The sequence below is a fragment of the Thermodesulfovibrionia bacterium genome, from assembly GCA_030646035.1.
GTDB lineage: Bacteria > Nitrospirota > Thermodesulfovibrionia > UBA6902 > UBA6902 > JACQZG01.
Genome location: JAUSMY010000056.1, coordinates 95088 through 111936, shown reverse-complemented (window position 1 = coordinate 111936; position 16849 = coordinate 95088). Strand labels below are relative to the sequence as shown.

At 43.6% G+C, this 16849-nt stretch carries 22 protein-coding genes; 12 read left to right on the top strand and 10 right to left on the bottom strand.

From position 1 onward, the window contains the following. Positions 1 to 78 precede the first annotated feature (78 nt). The 5 genes from Q7U10_09220 (at position 79) to hisF (ending at position 4434) form a co-directional block, all read left to right on the top strand. The gene (locus tag Q7U10_09220; protein MDO8282780.1) at positions 79 to 621 is read left to right on the top strand and encodes a macro domain-containing protein; all 543 of its coding nucleotides are present in this window, start codon (positions 79 to 81) and stop codon (positions 619 to 621) included. Between the two features lie 24 nt (positions 622 to 645). Further along, a complete protein-coding gene (locus Q7U10_09215) occupies positions 646 to 1332 on the top strand; it encodes a hypothetical protein (GenBank protein MDO8282779.1) in 687 nt (228 codons plus the stop codon). A 56-nt stretch (positions 1333 to 1388) separates the two neighbouring features. Continuing rightward, entirely contained in the window at positions 1389 to 2753 is a 1365-nt protein-coding gene (locus Q7U10_09210) for a (Fe-S)-binding protein (protein MDO8282778.1), read from the top strand. An 88-nt stretch (positions 2754 to 2841) separates the two neighbouring features. Continuing rightward, entirely contained in the window at positions 2842 to 3564 is a 723-nt protein-coding gene (hisA, locus tag Q7U10_09205; protein ID MDO8282777.1) for a 1-(5-phosphoribosyl)-5-[(5-phosphoribosylamino)methylideneamino]imidazole-4-carboxamide isomerase, read from the top strand. Further along, positions 3565 to 4434: an imidazole glycerol phosphate synthase subunit HisF gene (hisF, locus tag Q7U10_09200; protein ID MDO8282776.1), complete on the top strand. Its 870-nt coding sequence runs from the start codon at positions 3565 to 3567 to the stop codon at positions 4432 to 4434. Here hisF and Q7U10_09195 read toward each other — a convergent pair. From Q7U10_09195 to Q7U10_09165, 7 genes are all read right to left on the bottom strand, one after another. Next, entirely contained in the window at positions 4431 to 5438 is a 1008-nt protein-coding gene (locus tag Q7U10_09195; protein ID MDO8282775.1) for a hypothetical protein, read from the bottom strand. The genes hisF and Q7U10_09195 overlap by 4 nt on opposite strands. Positions 5439 to 5900: 462 nt before the next feature. Continuing rightward, positions 5901 to 6089, bottom strand: coding sequence for a hypothetical protein (locus Q7U10_09190; GenBank protein ID MDO8282774.1), 189 nt, complete (start codon positions 6087 to 6089; stop codon positions 5901 to 5903). An 86-nt stretch (positions 6090 to 6175) separates the two neighbouring features. Continuing rightward, a complete protein-coding gene (locus Q7U10_09185; GenBank protein ID MDO8282773.1) occupies positions 6176 to 6556 on the bottom strand; it encodes a hypothetical protein in 381 nt (126 codons plus the stop codon). A 77-nt stretch (positions 6557 to 6633) separates the two neighbouring features. Then, complete coding sequence (locus Q7U10_09180) at positions 6634 to 7575, bottom strand: HNH endonuclease (protein ID MDO8282772.1); 942 nt, start codon at positions 7573 to 7575, stop codon at positions 6634 to 6636. Then, on the bottom strand, positions 7550 to 7705 hold the full coding sequence (locus tag Q7U10_09175; protein MDO8282771.1) for a hypothetical protein: 156 nt from the start codon (positions 7703 to 7705) through the stop codon (positions 7550 to 7552). Before Q7U10_09175 ends, Q7U10_09180 begins: the two co-directional genes overlap by 26 nt. Positions 7706 to 7768: 63 nt before the next feature. After that, positions 7769 to 8170, bottom strand: a complete 402-nt coding sequence (locus tag Q7U10_09170) for a PIN domain-containing protein (protein ID MDO8282770.1) — start codon at positions 8168 to 8170, stop codon at positions 7769 to 7771. Further along, a complete protein-coding gene (locus tag Q7U10_09165) occupies positions 8136 to 8396 on the bottom strand; it encodes an AbrB/MazE/SpoVT family DNA-binding domain-containing protein (GenBank protein ID MDO8282769.1) in 261 nt (86 codons plus the stop codon). The genes Q7U10_09170 and Q7U10_09165 overlap by 35 nt, the downstream gene beginning before the upstream one ends. Positions 8397 to 8529: 133 nt before the next feature. Here Q7U10_09165 and Q7U10_09160 point away from each other — a divergent pair, with 133 nt between their 5' ends. From Q7U10_09160 to nifU, 4 genes are read left to right on the top strand one after another with little or no spacing between them, the layout of a single operon-like run. Continuing rightward, entirely contained in the window at positions 8530 to 8958 is a 429-nt protein-coding gene (locus Q7U10_09160) for an Rrf2 family transcriptional regulator (protein MDO8282768.1), read from the top strand. A gap of 4 nt (positions 8959 to 8962) precedes the next feature. Continuing rightward, on the top strand, positions 8963 to 9241 hold the full coding sequence (locus tag Q7U10_09155; protein MDO8282767.1) for a sulfurtransferase TusA family protein: 279 nt from the start codon (positions 8963 to 8965) through the stop codon (positions 9239 to 9241). Beyond that, positions 9238 to 10392 carry a cysteine desulfurase family protein gene (locus Q7U10_09150; protein ID MDO8282766.1) on the top strand — a complete coding sequence of 385 codons (1155 nt, stop codon included), beginning with the start codon at positions 9238 to 9240 and terminating at the stop codon, positions 10390 to 10392. Before Q7U10_09155 ends, Q7U10_09150 begins: the two co-directional genes overlap by 4 nt. A gap of 21 nt (positions 10393 to 10413) precedes the next feature. After that, a complete protein-coding gene (gene nifU / locus Q7U10_09145; GenBank protein ID MDO8282765.1) occupies positions 10414 to 10779 on the top strand; it encodes a Fe-S cluster assembly scaffold protein NifU in 366 nt (121 codons plus the stop codon). 2 nt (positions 10780 to 10781) lie between these two features. On the opposite strand, the gene Q7U10_09140 is transcribed toward nifU, so the two are convergent. The 3 genes from Q7U10_09140 to Q7U10_09130 all read right to left on the bottom strand — a co-directional run bounded on the left by Q7U10_09140 (position 10782) and on the right by Q7U10_09130 (position 14513). After that, entirely contained in the window at positions 10782 to 12713 is a 1932-nt protein-coding gene (locus Q7U10_09140; protein MDO8282764.1) for a DUF3488 and transglutaminase-like domain-containing protein, read from the bottom strand. After that, positions 12703 to 13464, bottom strand: a complete 762-nt coding sequence (locus Q7U10_09135) for a DUF58 domain-containing protein (protein MDO8282763.1) — start codon at positions 13462 to 13464, stop codon at positions 12703 to 12705. The genes Q7U10_09140 and Q7U10_09135 overlap by 11 nt, the downstream gene beginning before the upstream one ends. A 116-nt stretch (positions 13465 to 13580) precedes the next feature. Further along, entirely contained in the window at positions 13581 to 14513 is a 933-nt protein-coding gene (locus Q7U10_09130) for a MoxR family ATPase (GenBank protein ID MDO8282762.1), read from the bottom strand. A gap of 67 nt (positions 14514 to 14580) precedes the next feature. Here Q7U10_09130 and Q7U10_09125 point away from each other — a divergent pair, with 67 nt between their 5' ends. Genes Q7U10_09125 through Q7U10_09115 form a run of 3 tightly spaced genes read left to right on the top strand, consistent with a single transcriptional unit; the run spans position 14581 to position 16843 of the window. Further along, positions 14581 to 15423 (top strand): 1,4-dihydroxy-6-naphthoate synthase, encoded by an 843-nt coding sequence (locus Q7U10_09125; protein MDO8282761.1) that lies wholly within the window; start codon positions 14581 to 14583, stop codon positions 15421 to 15423. After that, the gene (locus Q7U10_09120; GenBank protein MDO8282760.1) at positions 15420 to 16361 is read left to right on the top strand and encodes a Ppx/GppA phosphatase family protein; all 942 of its coding nucleotides are present in this window, start codon (positions 15420 to 15422) and stop codon (positions 16359 to 16361) included. Before Q7U10_09125 ends, Q7U10_09120 begins: the two co-directional genes overlap by 4 nt. Positions 16362 to 16387: 26 nt before the next feature. Further along, complete coding sequence (locus Q7U10_09115; protein ID MDO8282759.1) at positions 16388 to 16843, top strand: N-acetyltransferase; 456 nt, start codon at positions 16388 to 16390, stop codon at positions 16841 to 16843. Positions 16844 to 16849: the final 6 nt, after the last annotated feature.

The window sequence follows — 16849 nt, the reverse complement described above, 5'->3', positions numbered from 1 at the left end:
TCTATTTAGTGATTGGCATGTCCTTTGCAATTACCAAATAGATTTCAAGAAGCAAAATTCGATTTAAAGGAGAAACGAATGTCAGTACAAAAGCAGATCAAAAACAGTACGCTTCGCATGGAGAAAGCTGATGTCACTGCAACAGAGGTTGATGCTGTCGTCTTCTATGCGCGCAGCGACCTGAAGCTCGGTTCCGGATTTGGAAACGCCATTGCTCTCAGAGGCGGGCCGACAGTCAGAAAAGAGCTTGAAAACCTCGGGCCGTTGAATGTTACTGAGGCTGTATTTACCACTGCAGGAACGATGAAGGCAAAGCACATAATCCATGCGTGCGGGCCTAAGTTTCAGGAGATCAATACTGATCAAAAGCTGAAGGCTACTATTATCAATACCCTTAAGGTCGCGGAATCTATCGGCACGGAAAGCATCGCATTCCCGCCAATGGGAGCCGGATTTTACGGTGTGCCCATTGATACAAGCGCCAAGATCACCATTGATACGATCAAGGATTATCTGAACAACGGATCAGAGATAAAAGATGTTCTCATCTGCGCAAATGACAGCAGGGAGTATAAAGCTCTTTTGGCACAAATGAATGTTCAGCAACCAAAAGCAGTTTAAAACAAAAATAATAAAGGAGAAGCTATGAGTAATCTATTACATTTTTCCGAACATACACTGCAGGAGATCGCCCTTGTCTTTATGGCAACCGTATATTTCCTCAGGATCAAATGGTTCCTCAAATGGACATTGGCAAAGGAACGCCAGCCCGCAACCGGCATGGGAGATACCAATCCTAAAAAAGGCGCCCGGTATTCATTAGTCATGATCATGAAGCCCTGGACAATGGAAAGCACACGCTCAAAGCCGTTCATGTACGCTCAGTTCGTTCTCTTCCACCTGGGTGTTGTGGCTGCTATCGCGCTGTCATTCATTATCCCTTACGGCCCCGGCCTGCTGAAGTCTGCGGCGCTGGTTTCAGCTATTCAGTTCATGACAGGTGCGGCGCTCCTCGTTGGAATTATGAGAATTATCAGGAGAGTTACAAACCCGTATATGCGCGCCATCAGTTCTCCGGATGACCATTTTTCACTCATACTTCTGACCTCATGGTTTGCCTTTGCATTAATGGCAGCATCAAATGATATCTCCGGCGGTGAAGGCATTATTCAGACGTTCTTCCTTCTGACCGCTTTCTTCCTTATGTACGTTCCATTCAGCAAGATCTCACACTATCTCTATTATCCTTTTACACGCACGTACATGGGAAGAAGTTTTGGCCGCAGAGGTGTATTCCCCCTCAGGAAAAAACCGGCGTATGAAACGGTTTAACAGTCTTAAAATAATGACCATTAATTTTTAACAATAATTACTATCTGGAGGTTTATATGAATAACGGAAAGGATGCAAGATCTTATAAAGCGCAAAAAGTTATAGACCGCATGGGGCAGAAACTGTCACGTCAGATCGTCGGCTCTCTGACAGCTTGTGTGCATTGCGGAATGTGTACGGATTCCTGCCACTATGTGCTTGCGAATCCGGGAGACCCGACTTATGCGCCCGCATACAAGGCTGACATGATAAGGAAGCTCTTCAAGCACCACTATGACTGGACTGGAAAATATTTTCCAAACTGGGTAAAAGCAGGAAGCGTCTACACCGACCAGGAACTGGAAGAACTGAAAGACACGGTCTTCGGCAAATGCACGAACTGCAGAAGATGCACGATCAACTGCCCCATGGGTGTTGACCTTGCAACCTTTAACAGGATGGCACGCGGGCTTCTCTGCCACGTTGGCATCATGCCCGAGGGTGTGGAGTATGTGGCAAAGGAACAGTGGGAGATCGGAAACCAGATGGGCGTTTTGAAAGAAGATTTTATCGGGACCATTGAGTGGCAGGAGGAAGAACTGCAGGAAGAGATGCAGGACCCCACCGCCAAAATACCGATCGACAAGATGAACGCCGACATAGTCTATACCGTTAACCCTCGTGAAGTTAAACATGACCCGAGGTCGATCCTTGATGCTGCGAAGATCTTTTACATGGCAGGAGAAAACTATACCATGCCGAGTGAAGGATGGGATATGACAAACTTCGGCCTCTTCAACGGGGATGATGACCTGGGGGGCGCTGTCGCAGGCAGGGTATATGACAATGTGAGAGAACTGAAGGGCAAGAAACTGGTTATGTCAGAGTGCGGCCACGGTTACCGTTCTACAAGGTGCGAGGGGCCTAACTGGGCAAAACAGGACATTGAATTTGAAGCTGAAAGTTCAGTCATTACTATGCTGAGATACATTAAGGAAGGAAAGATAAAGGTGGACAAAACAAAAAATCCCGGCAGCTTTACCTTTCACGATTCCTGCAACAATGCAAGGAGCTGCGGACTGACCGAAGAGCCGCGTGAACTGCTCAGCCTTGTGGTCGAAGATTTCAGGGAGATGTATCCGAACCGCGCTGAGAATTATTGCTGTACCGGCGGCGGCGGCGCCATGTCAATGTCTGAATACAAGGCAAGAAGGCTGAAGTCAGGAAAGGTAAAGGCAGAACAGCTCACTGCAACAGGGGCAGAGACTGTAGTCACATCGTGCCATAACTGTGTTGACGGATTAACAGATATCATCGGGCATTATAATGTGGGGATGAATGTTACTCAGCTTGTGAACCTTGTGGCAAATGCGCTTGTCGTAGATGACAGGATAAATGAGAACACGACGAAGTATGCAGCAGAACTGGCAACATTAGGCTAAGAGTTAAGTTTAAATGTCAATGTATCCGGCATTAATCTTGGTGCCGGATACATTGATTTAGCAGAAAATGCTCTGATATACTCTTCACATGATTATTATCCCGGCAATAGACCTCAAAGACGGCAAATGCGTCCGTCTCCTCCAAGGCAAAAAAGAAGAAGTCACAGTCTACTCTGATGACCCTGCATCTATGGCAAAGCACTGGGCAGACCAGGGCGCTGAGCTGCTTCATGTAGTTGACCTTGACGGAGCATTCACAGGAGTTCAGAAGAACCTTGATAAGATAGTTGCGATAAGGAAAGCGATCAATATTCCCATTGAGGTCGGCGGAGGAATAAGGGATATTGAAACGATAACGAAGCTCATCGACATGGGGATCGACAGGACTATCATAGGCACTTCAGCCATTGATCCGAAGTTTATAATAGACGCATGCAAAAAATTCCCTGATAAAGTAATTGCCGGAATCGATGCAAAGGACGGCAAGGTCGCTCTCAAAGGCTGGGTCGAGGTCACAAGCCTAGATGCACTCGCCTTTGCAAAGCAGATGGAATCCAACGGTGTTGCAGGGATCATTTATACTGACATCTCAAGAGACGGCATGTTGACCGGGCCTAATATTGCAGCTATGGCTAAAATGGCAGAAACCGTTCATGTCCCTGTTATTGCGTCAGGCGGGGTATCAAAGCTGGACGATATAGGAAGCCTCGCAAAGATAAAGAACCTTTGGGGTGTGATAACAGGCAAGGCGCTGTATGAAGGCACTATGAAATTAGATGAAGCGATCGCATTGGCAAAGGCAAATAATTAAATGCTGGCGAAGAGAATTATTCCATGTCTTGATGTCAAAGACGGCAGAGTGGTCAAGGGAGTTAACTTCCAAAACCTCGTTGATGCCGGTGACCCTGTAGAGAACGCGAAGTTCTATGATGAGCAGGGAGCTGATGAGCTTGTATTCCTCGACATAACCGCATCTCATGAAAAACGCAAAACAATACTTGATGTAGTTGCCAGAACAGCCAATGACGTCTTTATGCCTTTGACTGTCGGAGGCGGAATTAAAACTATAGAAGATATCAGAGACCTTCTTAACGCGGGCTGCGATAAGGTGTCGATAAATACAACAGCGGTTCGCGATCCGTATTTCATCAAAAAAGCTTCAGAGAGGTTCGGCAGCCAGTGCATTGTTGTGGCGGTCGATTCTAAAAGGGTAATCCCGAATATGGAGTTTGAACCTGATGAACCCTGGCTTAACTGGTTGAACGATCCATTCTTGAGTGAGGTAAGACTTACCCCCCCTTCGCCCCCCCTTACCAAGGGGGGGATGGGGGGGGTCTGGGCTCTGTCAACTCACGGCGGCAGAAAGATGCGCCGGCTTGACGCTATCAAGTTTGCAAAGAAGATGGAGCAGCTCGGAGCAGGCGAGATACTGCTTACAAGCATGGACAGAGACGGCACAAAAATCGGCTTTGATATAGAACTTACAAGAAAGATTGCTGAAGCAGTTTCAATCCCTGTTGTCGCATCCGGTGGTGTCGGTACTCTTGAGCACATGCGCGAAGGCCTTGTTGAAGGCAAAGCAGACGCAGCGCTTGCAGCATCCATTTTTCACTATAGGGAATTTTCAATAAAAGAGACTAAGGAATACCTCAGATCAAAAGGCGTGCCTGTCAGGCTTTAATTCATTACGATTGCGTACTGTTTTAATATCTCATCTGTTGCAGGCTTTACCTTCACAGGATAAATTTCATCTCCCCTCTTTACCAATACATCAACTTCATCAAGGTTCTTCGCATCTGAATATCTTGCGCACAATGAAGCTGCGATATCCAGAATTCCATCATTAGGTTTCCCTAATATCAATGTAACAGGGCTCCCGTAGCCCGGGACATGCATAGTGTAATCAGAATTTTCGACAAGCGATAAGATCGCGTCATTCTCCTCCTTCTTCCTTCCGACAATGACCTTGCAGTCATGAGAAAGCCTGAAGTGCCTGCCGAGCCTGAGGAGGTTGATATCCTTGTAAGATGGATCACTGATATGAGAAAAAAGTTCCTTTAACCTGAAAGAATAATTCGGTTCAGTGAGAAGACACCCGCCCGCTGGAGCAGGATATTCGGTCAGGCCGAACTCAGCAGCAAGAGCCATCTGAGGTTTTCTTGACCTGCCGAAAAAATCATACAGCAGATCACGGTTGACCATCCCCTTCTCTTCCGGAATTGTTATCTTTAAATGTTTGGCAGTAAGCGGCCTGAGCACAAGCCCTTTAACATTTGCCTCTCTGTCAATCACAGGAAATGTGTCCCTCCTCTGGCTCATCGGCCTCTGCCCTATGACCTCGCCCGTCACAAGGAAATCGGCGCCTGACATCTCCATCATCGCCTTTGCCTCTTTGAGCATCAGTATCCTGCAGTCAAGGCAAGGGTTCATGTTCCTGCCGTGACCGAATTTTGGATTTTTCACTATTTCCAGGAACTTATCAGACAGATGTGAAAGTTTTACGTCAAAACCAAATTTCAGAGAAGCTGAGAACGGATCCTTGGAACAGGAAGATTTATCACCGATACTGCAGCCGAAATGGTTCATGAAAGTAATAGCGGTAACCTCAACGCCCTGCTTCATAACAGCGAGTATTGCAAGTGTGCTATCGAGTCCGCCTGAATATAATGCTATCGCTTTTGCCATGTATGAATAGTCTATCATAAACAGATTGTGCGATGACTGAAATCCTTGGGGGGGGTCTAATCAAATTTCAAATATTCTTTCGGAGTAACTATTTGCAAGGTGAATGGCAGATCTGTTATTTCAAGAAGGTCTTTATCGCCAGTTATCAGAATTCCGGCTTTGGCTTCAAGGCAGCACTCAAGCACCATGTTATCTTTAATATCCCGACAGAGAGTTAACCGTTTGAGAGGGAATACAACCTTTGACTTAGATACAAAAGCGGCAATACCTGAAATCAATGCCTCTAATTGAAGATGGGTGATCTTCCCTTCCGCCTCAAGCGCTAATGGAACATCACGATATTCATGCAGAAGAGTTGGAGATACATAGATATCAGCATCAGTAAACGCTTTTATTACTGCCCGCTCAGGAACACCGTCAAAGGCAAAAGCAGATACAAGTATGCCGGTATCAATAACTATTTTATTTCTTTTTCGCGTAAGCCTTCCTCCGAACTATTTTAACTGCGTTATCAATATCCTTCATCGTCAATTTGGTTTTCTTAAAAGCTTCTCCTGCAACTTTAAACGCTGCATCAAGCCTGTCCTGCGGAGAGAGAGCGGAAAGAATAAAATCATCAGGATTAATTTTCTTGGCTGTAGCCGTACTCATTTTAGCACCTCCTTTTGGTTATTCTATCATAAACGGGTTTTGCGATTACTGCAAGATAATGACGGCAGTTTATTATTTGCTTCCTCTTAATAGAACAATTTCTGCTGGTCGTCTTTTTGCAGCCGCCATTTGTCATGTCCAACATGCTCACCGATGTCTTCAAGCACATTAAGTATCGTTTGATTTTCAGGTGTCGTGCCGTTTTTGAGCAATGGCAGGATGTACAGAACTATTTCATCAAATGTAGGATTATAGTTTTTCATGGCCATTCTGCGAAGATAGCTGAAGAGATAGTAACGGACGCGAAGCCTTATATCAACATGAGTTTTGAACTTGCCGTTATTGCTTAATGTGAACTGTTCTGTTTCCTGATTAAAGTCAAAGTTCTCAAGCAGTAACGGCGTGAGGTCTGTATATTCTTTTTTCAGCAAATCAAGAAAGCCAAGCTCCAATCCTTTGATGATCAACTCATCATTTATTTGTTACCAATCTTGCCTTATACTGAAATATGAAATCTTTTCCTTTAATTCATCAGTAACCATGTTCAGGGTACATAAATTTCTTTATTATGCCATTCAATATACTGACGCGAAGGCAAGTCTAACGGATTTGAAGGTATATTTATCAGTTTTTTGCCATGAAATGCATAATACTCTCGACCGTTTTCATATTCTTTCTTAATTCTCTTGCTAACCTCAACATTATAGTCTTCTGTAACAGTCAAGTAACCTAAATCAAACAGCTTATGTAAGTCTGAGCGCAACAAAATACCATTCATAGTGCTATGAGGTCCAGATCTTGAGTATGGTTTTATATGAGCTGACTCCAAAACTGGTAAAGTGCGTTCTCCTGTAATAGCACACTTTCTACCGTAAGCCTCTGTTACCAATATGCGGAAGGCTCCTTGGCCTAAACGTGCGCGCGTCAGATATTCAGCACCATAACTTACCTGATCCTCGGCAACTATATTGACCTCTTTATTAATTATTACTTCCTTATTTCTACTTTTTAGATAGTCTTGGATGTGTTGCCATAATTGTTGACCGTATGGATCTTTTGCGTTATATGTTTTTCCCTGAACAATATTAGAACTCCAATTAGAAGGCACAGGTAACCATTCTTCTTTTCTAAGAAAGAACGGTGTTGCTAATATAATACATCCAATTGAAGGGTCTGGTTCGACACCGCCATGTTGTCTGCGAAAATGCATAATCTTTTGTCTGAACTCATCGAAACTACCAGCGCCATTTTTTTGTTCAAATGCTTCCCATGCAATAGACAAAGGAAGTATCGAATGACGCACAAAAAAACCGCCACCCACTATATAATTCAATGGATAATGTAACTTAAATAAAAACAACTCACCAGGATTAAGTGCTCTAAAAGCTGACCTTCCACTAGGCTGCCAAAAGTTTACTTCATCCGGAAGTTTCTCCGATAGAAAGTTAAACCAATTGTTATCAGTTACCCCTATCCAATATTTCAACATAGTACCTCACAGTAAGAATCGGAAGAACAATAACTTCCCGGACGCTGTCTTCTTTAAAGTCAGGGTCTTTATCAAGTCTCCTGAAGTCAAATTGTCCGAACAGTTGTTTTTTAGATATTGTCTTCATTGTGCATCGTCGTTATATAAGAATGCTTGATTATACATTACAGAAAAAAGATTTGTGAGGTATTCAAGCGCGTCTTGCGATCTTGTTTAATTTTTCATCGAATGAAAAGAGATGCCCTCCGCTGCCCGATGCCTTGACGCATAAGATACAATCAACGATGTCGAGATTTTGCTCTGAATAAAGGGTCAACGCGTGAATAAGCTCTTTTTGGTCGCTGTTTGCTATCCCTTTATAGCGCAGAATATCAATCAGCCTGCCTGCCGCCATCTCTTTCGGCACTTTATATATCTTTGTCAGGACATAAATACACTCGGCAACAATGCTTTCAAGGATAACAGCTTTTTCACTGCCGTTCTTGACCTTGTCAAAAAAGTCTTTTGCCTTTGCATATAAAGCAGCATCGTCCTTGATAAGATAACGGACTATTGTGTTAGTGTCTGGAAGACTTCTTGCCGGCCTTTTCACGCACCGCCACCTCCCACGCTCTGTCTTTCATCTCTTTCACCGATATGCCCGTCTTTACGTTCTTTGCGTATTCGCTTAACGACCCGCCTGCGTCTTTCACAGCCTTTACAACAACTGTGTCATCTACTATCTCAAAATAGACAGATGTTGCCTTGAGTTTATCCCGTATCTTCTTTGGAATGGTAACCTGCCCTTTGCTCGTGATCTTGACTGCCGTAGTTGTCATCTCTATTCACCTTACCTTTCTGTTAAGTATTACTTTTATTAAGAGTAATATGTTTCAAGTTTTCTTGTCAAGCAATGCTTTTTGAACAGGCGCCAATACTTGACAATATTGGTAAAGTATTATAATTTAAATCATGTTAAGGCTTTCTACAAAAGTTCAATACGGCGTAAGGGCGATGTTTGAGATCGCAAGGGATTATAAGACCGGCCCTATCACTATCAAGGAGATCTCAAAAAGGCAGGACGTATCAATATCGTACTTGGAACAGCTTTTAAATCAGCTCCGTAAAGGCGGTTTGATCACAAGCCAGAAAGGCCCGGGCGGTGGATATACGCTTTCCAGAAAACCTGAGGAGATCAATATAGGCGAGATATTGAACATACTTGAGGGGCCGATAGCCATCACTCAGTGCCTTGATACGACAGATACATCAGACTGCGGCCGTGTGGACGGCTGTGTTGCAAGACTGCTATGGAAGTCTTTAGGAGAGAAGATATCAGGATTTCTCACAACGATCACTCTGAAAGACCTCTTAAAAGAAGAAGCAAAGCTTGAAGGATAATTTAATGGACACATCAGATAATTTAAAATTTCTTACTAAACCGTTGCACGCTGATGCAACCACTGACATAATATATATGATGTGCCCTATTCACCTTCTTACGATAGCGCAGAAGATAAAGGAGATAAAGGTCGGACAGACGCTTGCGGTGCTGACTGACTATGAAGGCGCGCTTGAGGATATCCCGGCATGGTGCGGCACGACAGGCAATGATTTTTTAGGGGTGATGGAAGAACCTGACCATTTTAAATTCTTTATCAAAAAGCTTAAGGAGTCATCATGAAAAATATCTACATGGATTACGCTGCAACAAACCCTCTTCATCCTGAGGTACTGGATGCGATGATGCCGTACTTTAAAGAGGATTTCGCAAATCCGTTAAGTGTATATGAGCCGGCTGTAAAGGCAAAAGAGGCGATTGAGAATGCGAGACAGCAGGTTGCTTCGCTCATTAACGCAAAACCGAATGAGATAATCTTTACGTCAAGCGGCGCTGAGTCCAACAACTTCGCAATCAAAGGCGCTGCCCTTGCAAACCAGAAGAAGGGCAAGCACATTATCACAACAAAGATCGAGCATCACTCCATTACAAATTCTGCGCGCTTCATGGAGAGGTCAGATTTTACCGTGACCTATCTTCCTGTAGACAAATACGGGATCGTTTCGCCTGAATCTGTTAAAAAAGCGATAATGGATGAAACTATCCTGATATCCATAAATCATGCCAACTCTGAAATAGGAACCATTGAGCCGATAGCAGAAATCGCAAAGATAGCAAAGAGCAAAAATATAATTTTTCACACAGACGCGGTTGCATCAACGGGTAACATTCCGGTAGATGTCAGGGAGTTGAATGTTGACCTTTTATCACTCTCAGCGCATCAGTTCTACGGCCCTAAGGGCGCTTCAGCACTTTATCTGAAAGAAGGCACAAGGATAATGCCGCTCATCTACGGCGGGATACAGGAAGGCGGAAGGCGCGCAGGCACTGAGAATGTCCCAGCGATAGTCGGCATGGGCAAGGCAGCCGAGATGGCAAGGGAGAACCTCACTGCCCGAATTGCACATAACATTAAATTAAGAGACAAAATAATAAGAGATGTTTCATCAATAGAGAAGGTTCACCTTACAGGCCCTATTGAAAATAGGCTTCCCGGACACGCAAGCTTTGTTGTCGAGTACATCGAGGGCGAGGCGATGCTTCTGCTTCTTGCGGCAAACGGTATTTATGCAGCAAGCGGATCAGCCTGCACTTCAAAGGCGTTAAAGGCATCTCCTGTACTGACATCCATCGGCATACCTTCACACATGGCGCACGGCTCTGTAGTATTCACAATAGGCCAGGAGATCACTGAAGATGATATTGACTACTTTACTGATAAATTTAAAACTATCATAAAGAGATTAAGAGAGATGTCTCCTATCGCACAATGACAGGAGAGAACGGAGGATAACATGTACAGCAAAGAGGTAATGGACCATTTCACAAACCCGAGGAACGTAGGCGAGATTCCTGACGCGGACGGTGTCGGCGAAGAGGGAAATCCTACATGCGGCGACATGATGAAGATCTTTATAAAGGTCGAAGACGATAAGATCGTAGACGCAAAATTCAAGACCTTTGGATGCGGCGCAGCCATTGCAGTATCAAGTATGATCACAGAGATGGTCAAGGGTAAGACGCTTGATGAGGCATTGGAGATATCAAAAGAAAAGGTGGCTGAAGAACTTGGCGGACTGCCGGCGCAGAAGATGCATTGCTCTAACTTGGGTTCTGACGCGCTGAGAAAAGCGATTGAAGATTACAGAAGCAGGAAATAAGGCTAATCCGGATTTATAGCCTTTATCTTCTCGCGCAGCCGTTTTATATCGGCTCTTGTGAAGCCCTGATCTTTATAATATATTTCGTCAAAGTCAGTGACAAATGCCGCTGCCTTGCGCCTTATCTGCTCATCATCGATACGCAATAGAAACTCATCCAGCCCCTCGCTCCTGTTGCGTTCATACCCGTACTTACGCATCCTTTTTTGGAATTTACGTATGATCTTTATTTCAGCCGGGGTCCTTTTAGTAAAGAGCCGATAGCTTATTATTACAAACAGAATTACCGGAATAAAAATAATAATATATCCGCCGGCGCTCTTTTTACCGACAGACAGGTCTATATCGAGTCCTGGGTTTTTTATGCCCTGACCTAATCTCATAAAAAGTGTAAATTGTTTTCTAAGGTCATAGTCAATAACAAAGCCGTTCCAGAAATAGTTGACAACATCAAGTGCCATCCCCAGTTTAAAGAACAGGCCGCTCTGGTAACTCCTTATAAGCACTTCACGGGATGCCGGTGTCGGGTCAACCCTGACCCAGCCCTTGCCTTTTATATACGCCTCAACCCAGACATGCGCGTTTCTCTGCTGAACTACATAATATCCGCCCACCGCGTTATAATCAGCGCCTTTGTAGCCGCCCACAACCCTTGCGGGAACACCTGATAACCTGAGCAGCACAGCCATTGAAGAAGCGTAATATTCACAATTGCCGTACTTGAGATCGAATAAAAAATCTTCCAAAGGCGTTGATGATACCGGCAGTCCCGCCATTGAGTATGTGAATTTTTCATCTGAGAAAAAGCCCAGTATTGAGTTTAATTTCTCCTGTGCATCTTTACCTGAAGAAAGCCTTTCAGCCAGGCCGGTGATCTTCTTGGAGATATTATCAGGAAGCTGCAGATAGAGCTCCTCATTGATCTCATCTTCATAAATGGTCTCATCTAAAACAGAGACAACGTCATATTTAATCCTTTTATCCGGGCTCCTCGGCAGAGTATAAGTGAAGACCTTGCTTGTTCTGGACCTGTTAATTGATACAGGCCTGTCAAGGGCAAAAAGATACTTATAATTATACGGCTCCAGAAAGACCGTCTGCTCTACCCTTTCACCCTTTAACAGCTGCTTTCCTAACTTTACCATCTCTCTCTTATCTGACATCTTCCAGCTTTTGCCGTCAAAATGGTCAAATACAATACCTCTCCAATAAAGCTGTGCAGGAGATATCTCTTTCATCTCTACTCTGAATATCGTGCCGCTATCCTCCTGTATCTCAGATACCATGCCGAGATTAATGTCTTCTGAAAAACCTGTCATTGCCTTTTGTCCCGGTGTCGATACCTTCAAAAGCGGTGAGAACGGCCTAGGCAGAATTATAAATAATATCACTGTCAAGGGAATCGCTGCAGCAGGAATGAGTAATGCCTTTGAAACGATCTTAAAGAGAACATTTTTCCTCAGGCGCAGATCCGGTTCCTCTGACAGATATGCCAAAAGTACTATTGCGACTGTGAACAAAAATACAAGGCTTAAAAAGTATATTAAGAACAAAAGATCCGTAGAGAGCAAAGCAGAGCCAAGCAGGAGAAAGACCGAGATTGTATATATCTGCAGGTGGTCCCTTGTTTTCTTGTCTTCAAGGAATTTAACTGCAAGAAGGAAGATGAACATCTCAATCATCTTTTCGATCAGGTTTTCATAATTCATGTTCATGACCGTAAAAATTATGAACATTACTGCTATGGAATTTAAGGCCCATCGAGGAAAGATGAATCTGTTTGTCTTCTCAAATACGGCGGATGTTATTAAAAGCGAAACAAAGAGCAGGGAATATAAATAACTGACATGCTGTACAACAGAGAGAAAACCTATGACCCCTATCAGAAAGGTTATAAGCTTGACCGCAAACTCTATGCTGATATCAGCTTTCATCTGCGGCACCATATAAAGCCAGCTCATTCAAGACCGTGTATTTATGGTAATTGGTAGTTTCCGGCAGATAGATTTTATCTCTTATCTTGAAACCAAAAGGCACACCTTTATTATGGAGCTGCAAGACTGCGTATGTAATGCAGGAGATCTTCTCTTCAAGTATCTTCATCTCAATAGCGTCAAAATCTATCACTACCGGATTGAAAGAGGCTGAAGACAATTCCTTTGTCTGGAGCTTATCTGTCTTTGCTGTGGCCTTCCAGTTTATATATCTCAGAGGGTCGCCGCTTATATAATCACGTATGGAGATCATCTCAGGATAGAACCCGGCCTTATTGACCGGCAGTTCACCCGACCTTCTTACTTTCTCTTCAACATGGCTCAAAAGCTCACATCTCTTTGGTTCAGGAAATACTATGAAGTCAAAGCTCTTTTTGATCTTCCTGCACCTTACAAAGAAATTAAAAGGGAAAGCGGAACACAGATACAGATCGTCTATGACCTGCCTGCCCCGGGCCTCAAAGGTGAAATTAACATATGCGGACGATTCGGACTTTACGCTTATAAACGGCAGGAAGACGCTTTCTCCGGCGACATGTACCCTGAACATAAAGCCCGGAAGATATCTTCGTTTATTGATGTTTCTTATCTTTAACGGAAAGGGCCTGTTAGCATATACCTCAAGCGAAGGCTCAAGCTCAATATCAATTCCTGTTATATTGGCTTTGCCGAGAAGGCCGGAGATCACCATGAAGCTTAAGAGTGCGGAAACGATAAGGTAAACAAGATTAAGGCCGCTGTTTGCTGCGACTAAGGCAAGAAAGATAGTTATGACAATATACAGCTTGCCGGCTTTTGTAATTCTGATTAAACGGGAACTGGAACCTCTTTTACTATCGATCTTATGATCTCCTTTTTATCATAGCTTTCATACTCATCCTTGAAAATAACTCTGTGAGGTATTGTAAACTCAGCCATCTCCTTGACATCTTCAGGGATCAAAAAATCTCTGCCGCTGAAAAAAGCGTTCGTTCTTGCTGTCTCGGTTATGGCAAGGGCACCTCTCGTTGACAGCCCTGTTAAAAAATACTTGCTGTTCCTTGTAGCCTTTACGACATCCAAAATATAAGCCAGGACATTATCAGATATATAAACACTATCCCTGATGCTCTTCTGAATACTGATAACCTCATCCTTGTCTATCAGGCGCTCAGTCAAAGCCGCTGCCTCGCTGCTCATGACCTCTTTGATTATCCTTTTTTCAGAATCCTTGTCAGGATAGCCGATATTGATCTGCATCATAAACCTGTCGAGTTGAGATTTGGGAAGCGGGAATGTTCCGTGATGCTCTACAGGATTCTGCGTAGCTATAACAAAAAAAGGTTGTTCAAGCTTATAGGTCACCCCCTCCACCGTTATCTGCCTCTCCTGCATCGCCTCAAGCAGCGCACTCTGTGTCTTTGAGGTGGCCCGGTTTATCTCATCTACCAGCACAATATTGTTGAATATAGGGCCGGGGTGAAACTCAAATGAATCCGTATTTTTGTTGTATATTGATACTCCTGTAATATCAGAAGGCAAAAGGTCATTTGTACACTGGATCCTCCCGAACTTCAGCCCGAAGGCATTGGCAATGCTGACGGCAAGTGTTGTCTTGCCCAGTCCCGGCAGATCCTCTATCAAGAGATGCCCCTGGGAAAAGAAGGTGATAAGCGACAGGCGAAGCGCCTTCTCCTTGCCGTGAAGGTGCAGCAAGAGCGATTGGAGTATCTCATTGAATTTCTGTATCTTTGTATCCATAATTGCCTTCATCCGGCCCTTTTCTTATATGATATAATACAAGCGGTATAATTGTAAGGATCGCTATATGAAAAATCTATCTCTCGGCTACTCGCCCTGCCCTAATGACACATTTATCTTCTATGCTATGGTTCACGGCATCATCAATACACCCGGATTTCATATTAATGAGGTTCTGCTCGATGTTGAGACGCTTAACCAAAAAGCATTAAGGTCTGAGCTTGATCTTTCAAAGATATCTTATCACGCATTTGGAAATTTAAGAAATGAATACTGCATGCTTCGTTCCGGAGGCGCGCTCGGCAAAGGATGCGGCCCTCTTCTGATCGGAGCAGAAGAATATTCCATCAGCGAAATAAAGAATAAAAGGATCGCAATCCCCGGAAGGCTTACAACCGCATACCTCCTGCTTCAGATGTTTGACCCGGACTTTAAGATCGGAAAAGCAGATATTTCAGTGATGCCTTTTAATGAGATCATACCTGCCATTAAAAAAGGAGATGTCGATGCAGGCCTGATAATCCATGAAAGCAGATTTACCTATTCCTCATATGGATTAAAAGAGATAATAGACCTTGGTAAGTGGTGGGAAGAAGAGACCGGGCTCCTTCTGCCGCTTGGAGGAATAATCGCCAAGAGAGAACTTGGCGCTGAGACTATAAATGCGATTGATAAAATAATCTATCTCAGTATTGAGTTTGCTTTTAAAAACAGGAATATTGTGATGCGGTATATCAAAGAACATGCTCAGGAACTTTCTGAAGATGTAATTAACAGGCACATTGATCTTTATGTCAACAAACATTCATTAGATATCGGCGCTGACGGTGAAAAAGCTGTTAAAGAACTGCTGCTGCGGGCTGAGAACGCCGGTATCATTCCGAGGTCTGACGTGCCGTTATTCATATGAAACCCAGAGTCCTTGCAGGCATTGACATAGGAACAAACACCTTCAGGCTTCTGATTGGAGAGGTCAGTAATAACAGCATAAAATCTATCTATTCAAAGCGTATAATTACAAGACTGGGCGAAGGCGTATCCATCAATAATATACTTAGACCTGAAGCTATCAAAAGAAGCATTGACGCGCTTAAAGAGTTCCGCGAGATCATAGACGCTCACAATACAGAAGCAACATCGGCCATTGGCACAAGCGTTCTCAGGGAAGCAAACAACAGGGATTACTTTTTAACAGAAGCGATGCAAGAGACTGGAATTGAGATAAAGATAGCGTCAAAAAGTGAAGAAGCAGCCTTCTCATCTTCAGGCATGATGATAGATTTAGAAGTTCCAGGGTCAGCCCTTCTAATTGACATAGGTGGCGGAAGTACGGAGTTTATAATGACATCTGATGGGAAACAGGTATTTTTTGAAAGCCTCAATCTTGGAGCAGTTTATTTACACGACATGTATATTAAGAGCGACCCGCCTGCTGCTGAAGAAATATTTATGATGGAAAAAGAGATTTCCAGACATCTTGATGCAATAGCAGTATCTATTAATAAACATATATCCGTAGAAACATCCCTTATCGGCACAGCCGGCACAATAACCGCTCTCTCTGCAACGGCTCAGAACCTCTGCGAGTTTCAGCATGAGAGAATACATAATTCAAATATATCGATTCAGGATGTAATATATATGTATTCAAAAATGTCTAAAGCAACAATAAGAGAGAGGCTTGGTCTCTACCCGGTGCTTGAGCCTTCAAGGGCAGACATTATACTGCCCGGGACTGCCATTCTTTTAAAGATCATGATGGCATTGGGTTTTGACCGGATCACCGTCTCGAATTACGGGCTTAGAGAAGGGATCATTCTGAATCTGTATAATAGAATATCTGCTTAGAACTGATAATGAAAAAAGGATATGTAATGATGAATATTAATAAAGCAACAATTAAAGATGTCAGAGGCATGCAGTCGCTTATAAATAATTTCGCAAAAAAAGACCTCATGCTTCCGAGATCGCTTAATGAGATATACGAAAATATTCGGGACTTTTATGTCTGCGTTGAAGATGACAGGGTCATTGCAGTATCGGCTCTGCACGTATTGTGGGAAGATATCGCGGAAATAAAGTCTCTCGTAGTCGCAAACGAATACCAGGGGCAAGGGATCGGTAAAAAACTGATTAAGAAGTGTTTAAAAGAAGCAACAGCGCTCGGGCTGAAGAAAGTCTTTGCCCTCACTTATAAACCGGAGTTTTTTATCAATCAGGGTTTTAAGGAGATAGATAAAAATTCTCTCCCCCAAAAGATATGGGGGGAATGCATGAAGTGCCACAAATTCCCTGAATGCGATGAATCATCTGTTCTTATCGAGCTTTGAGTCTAT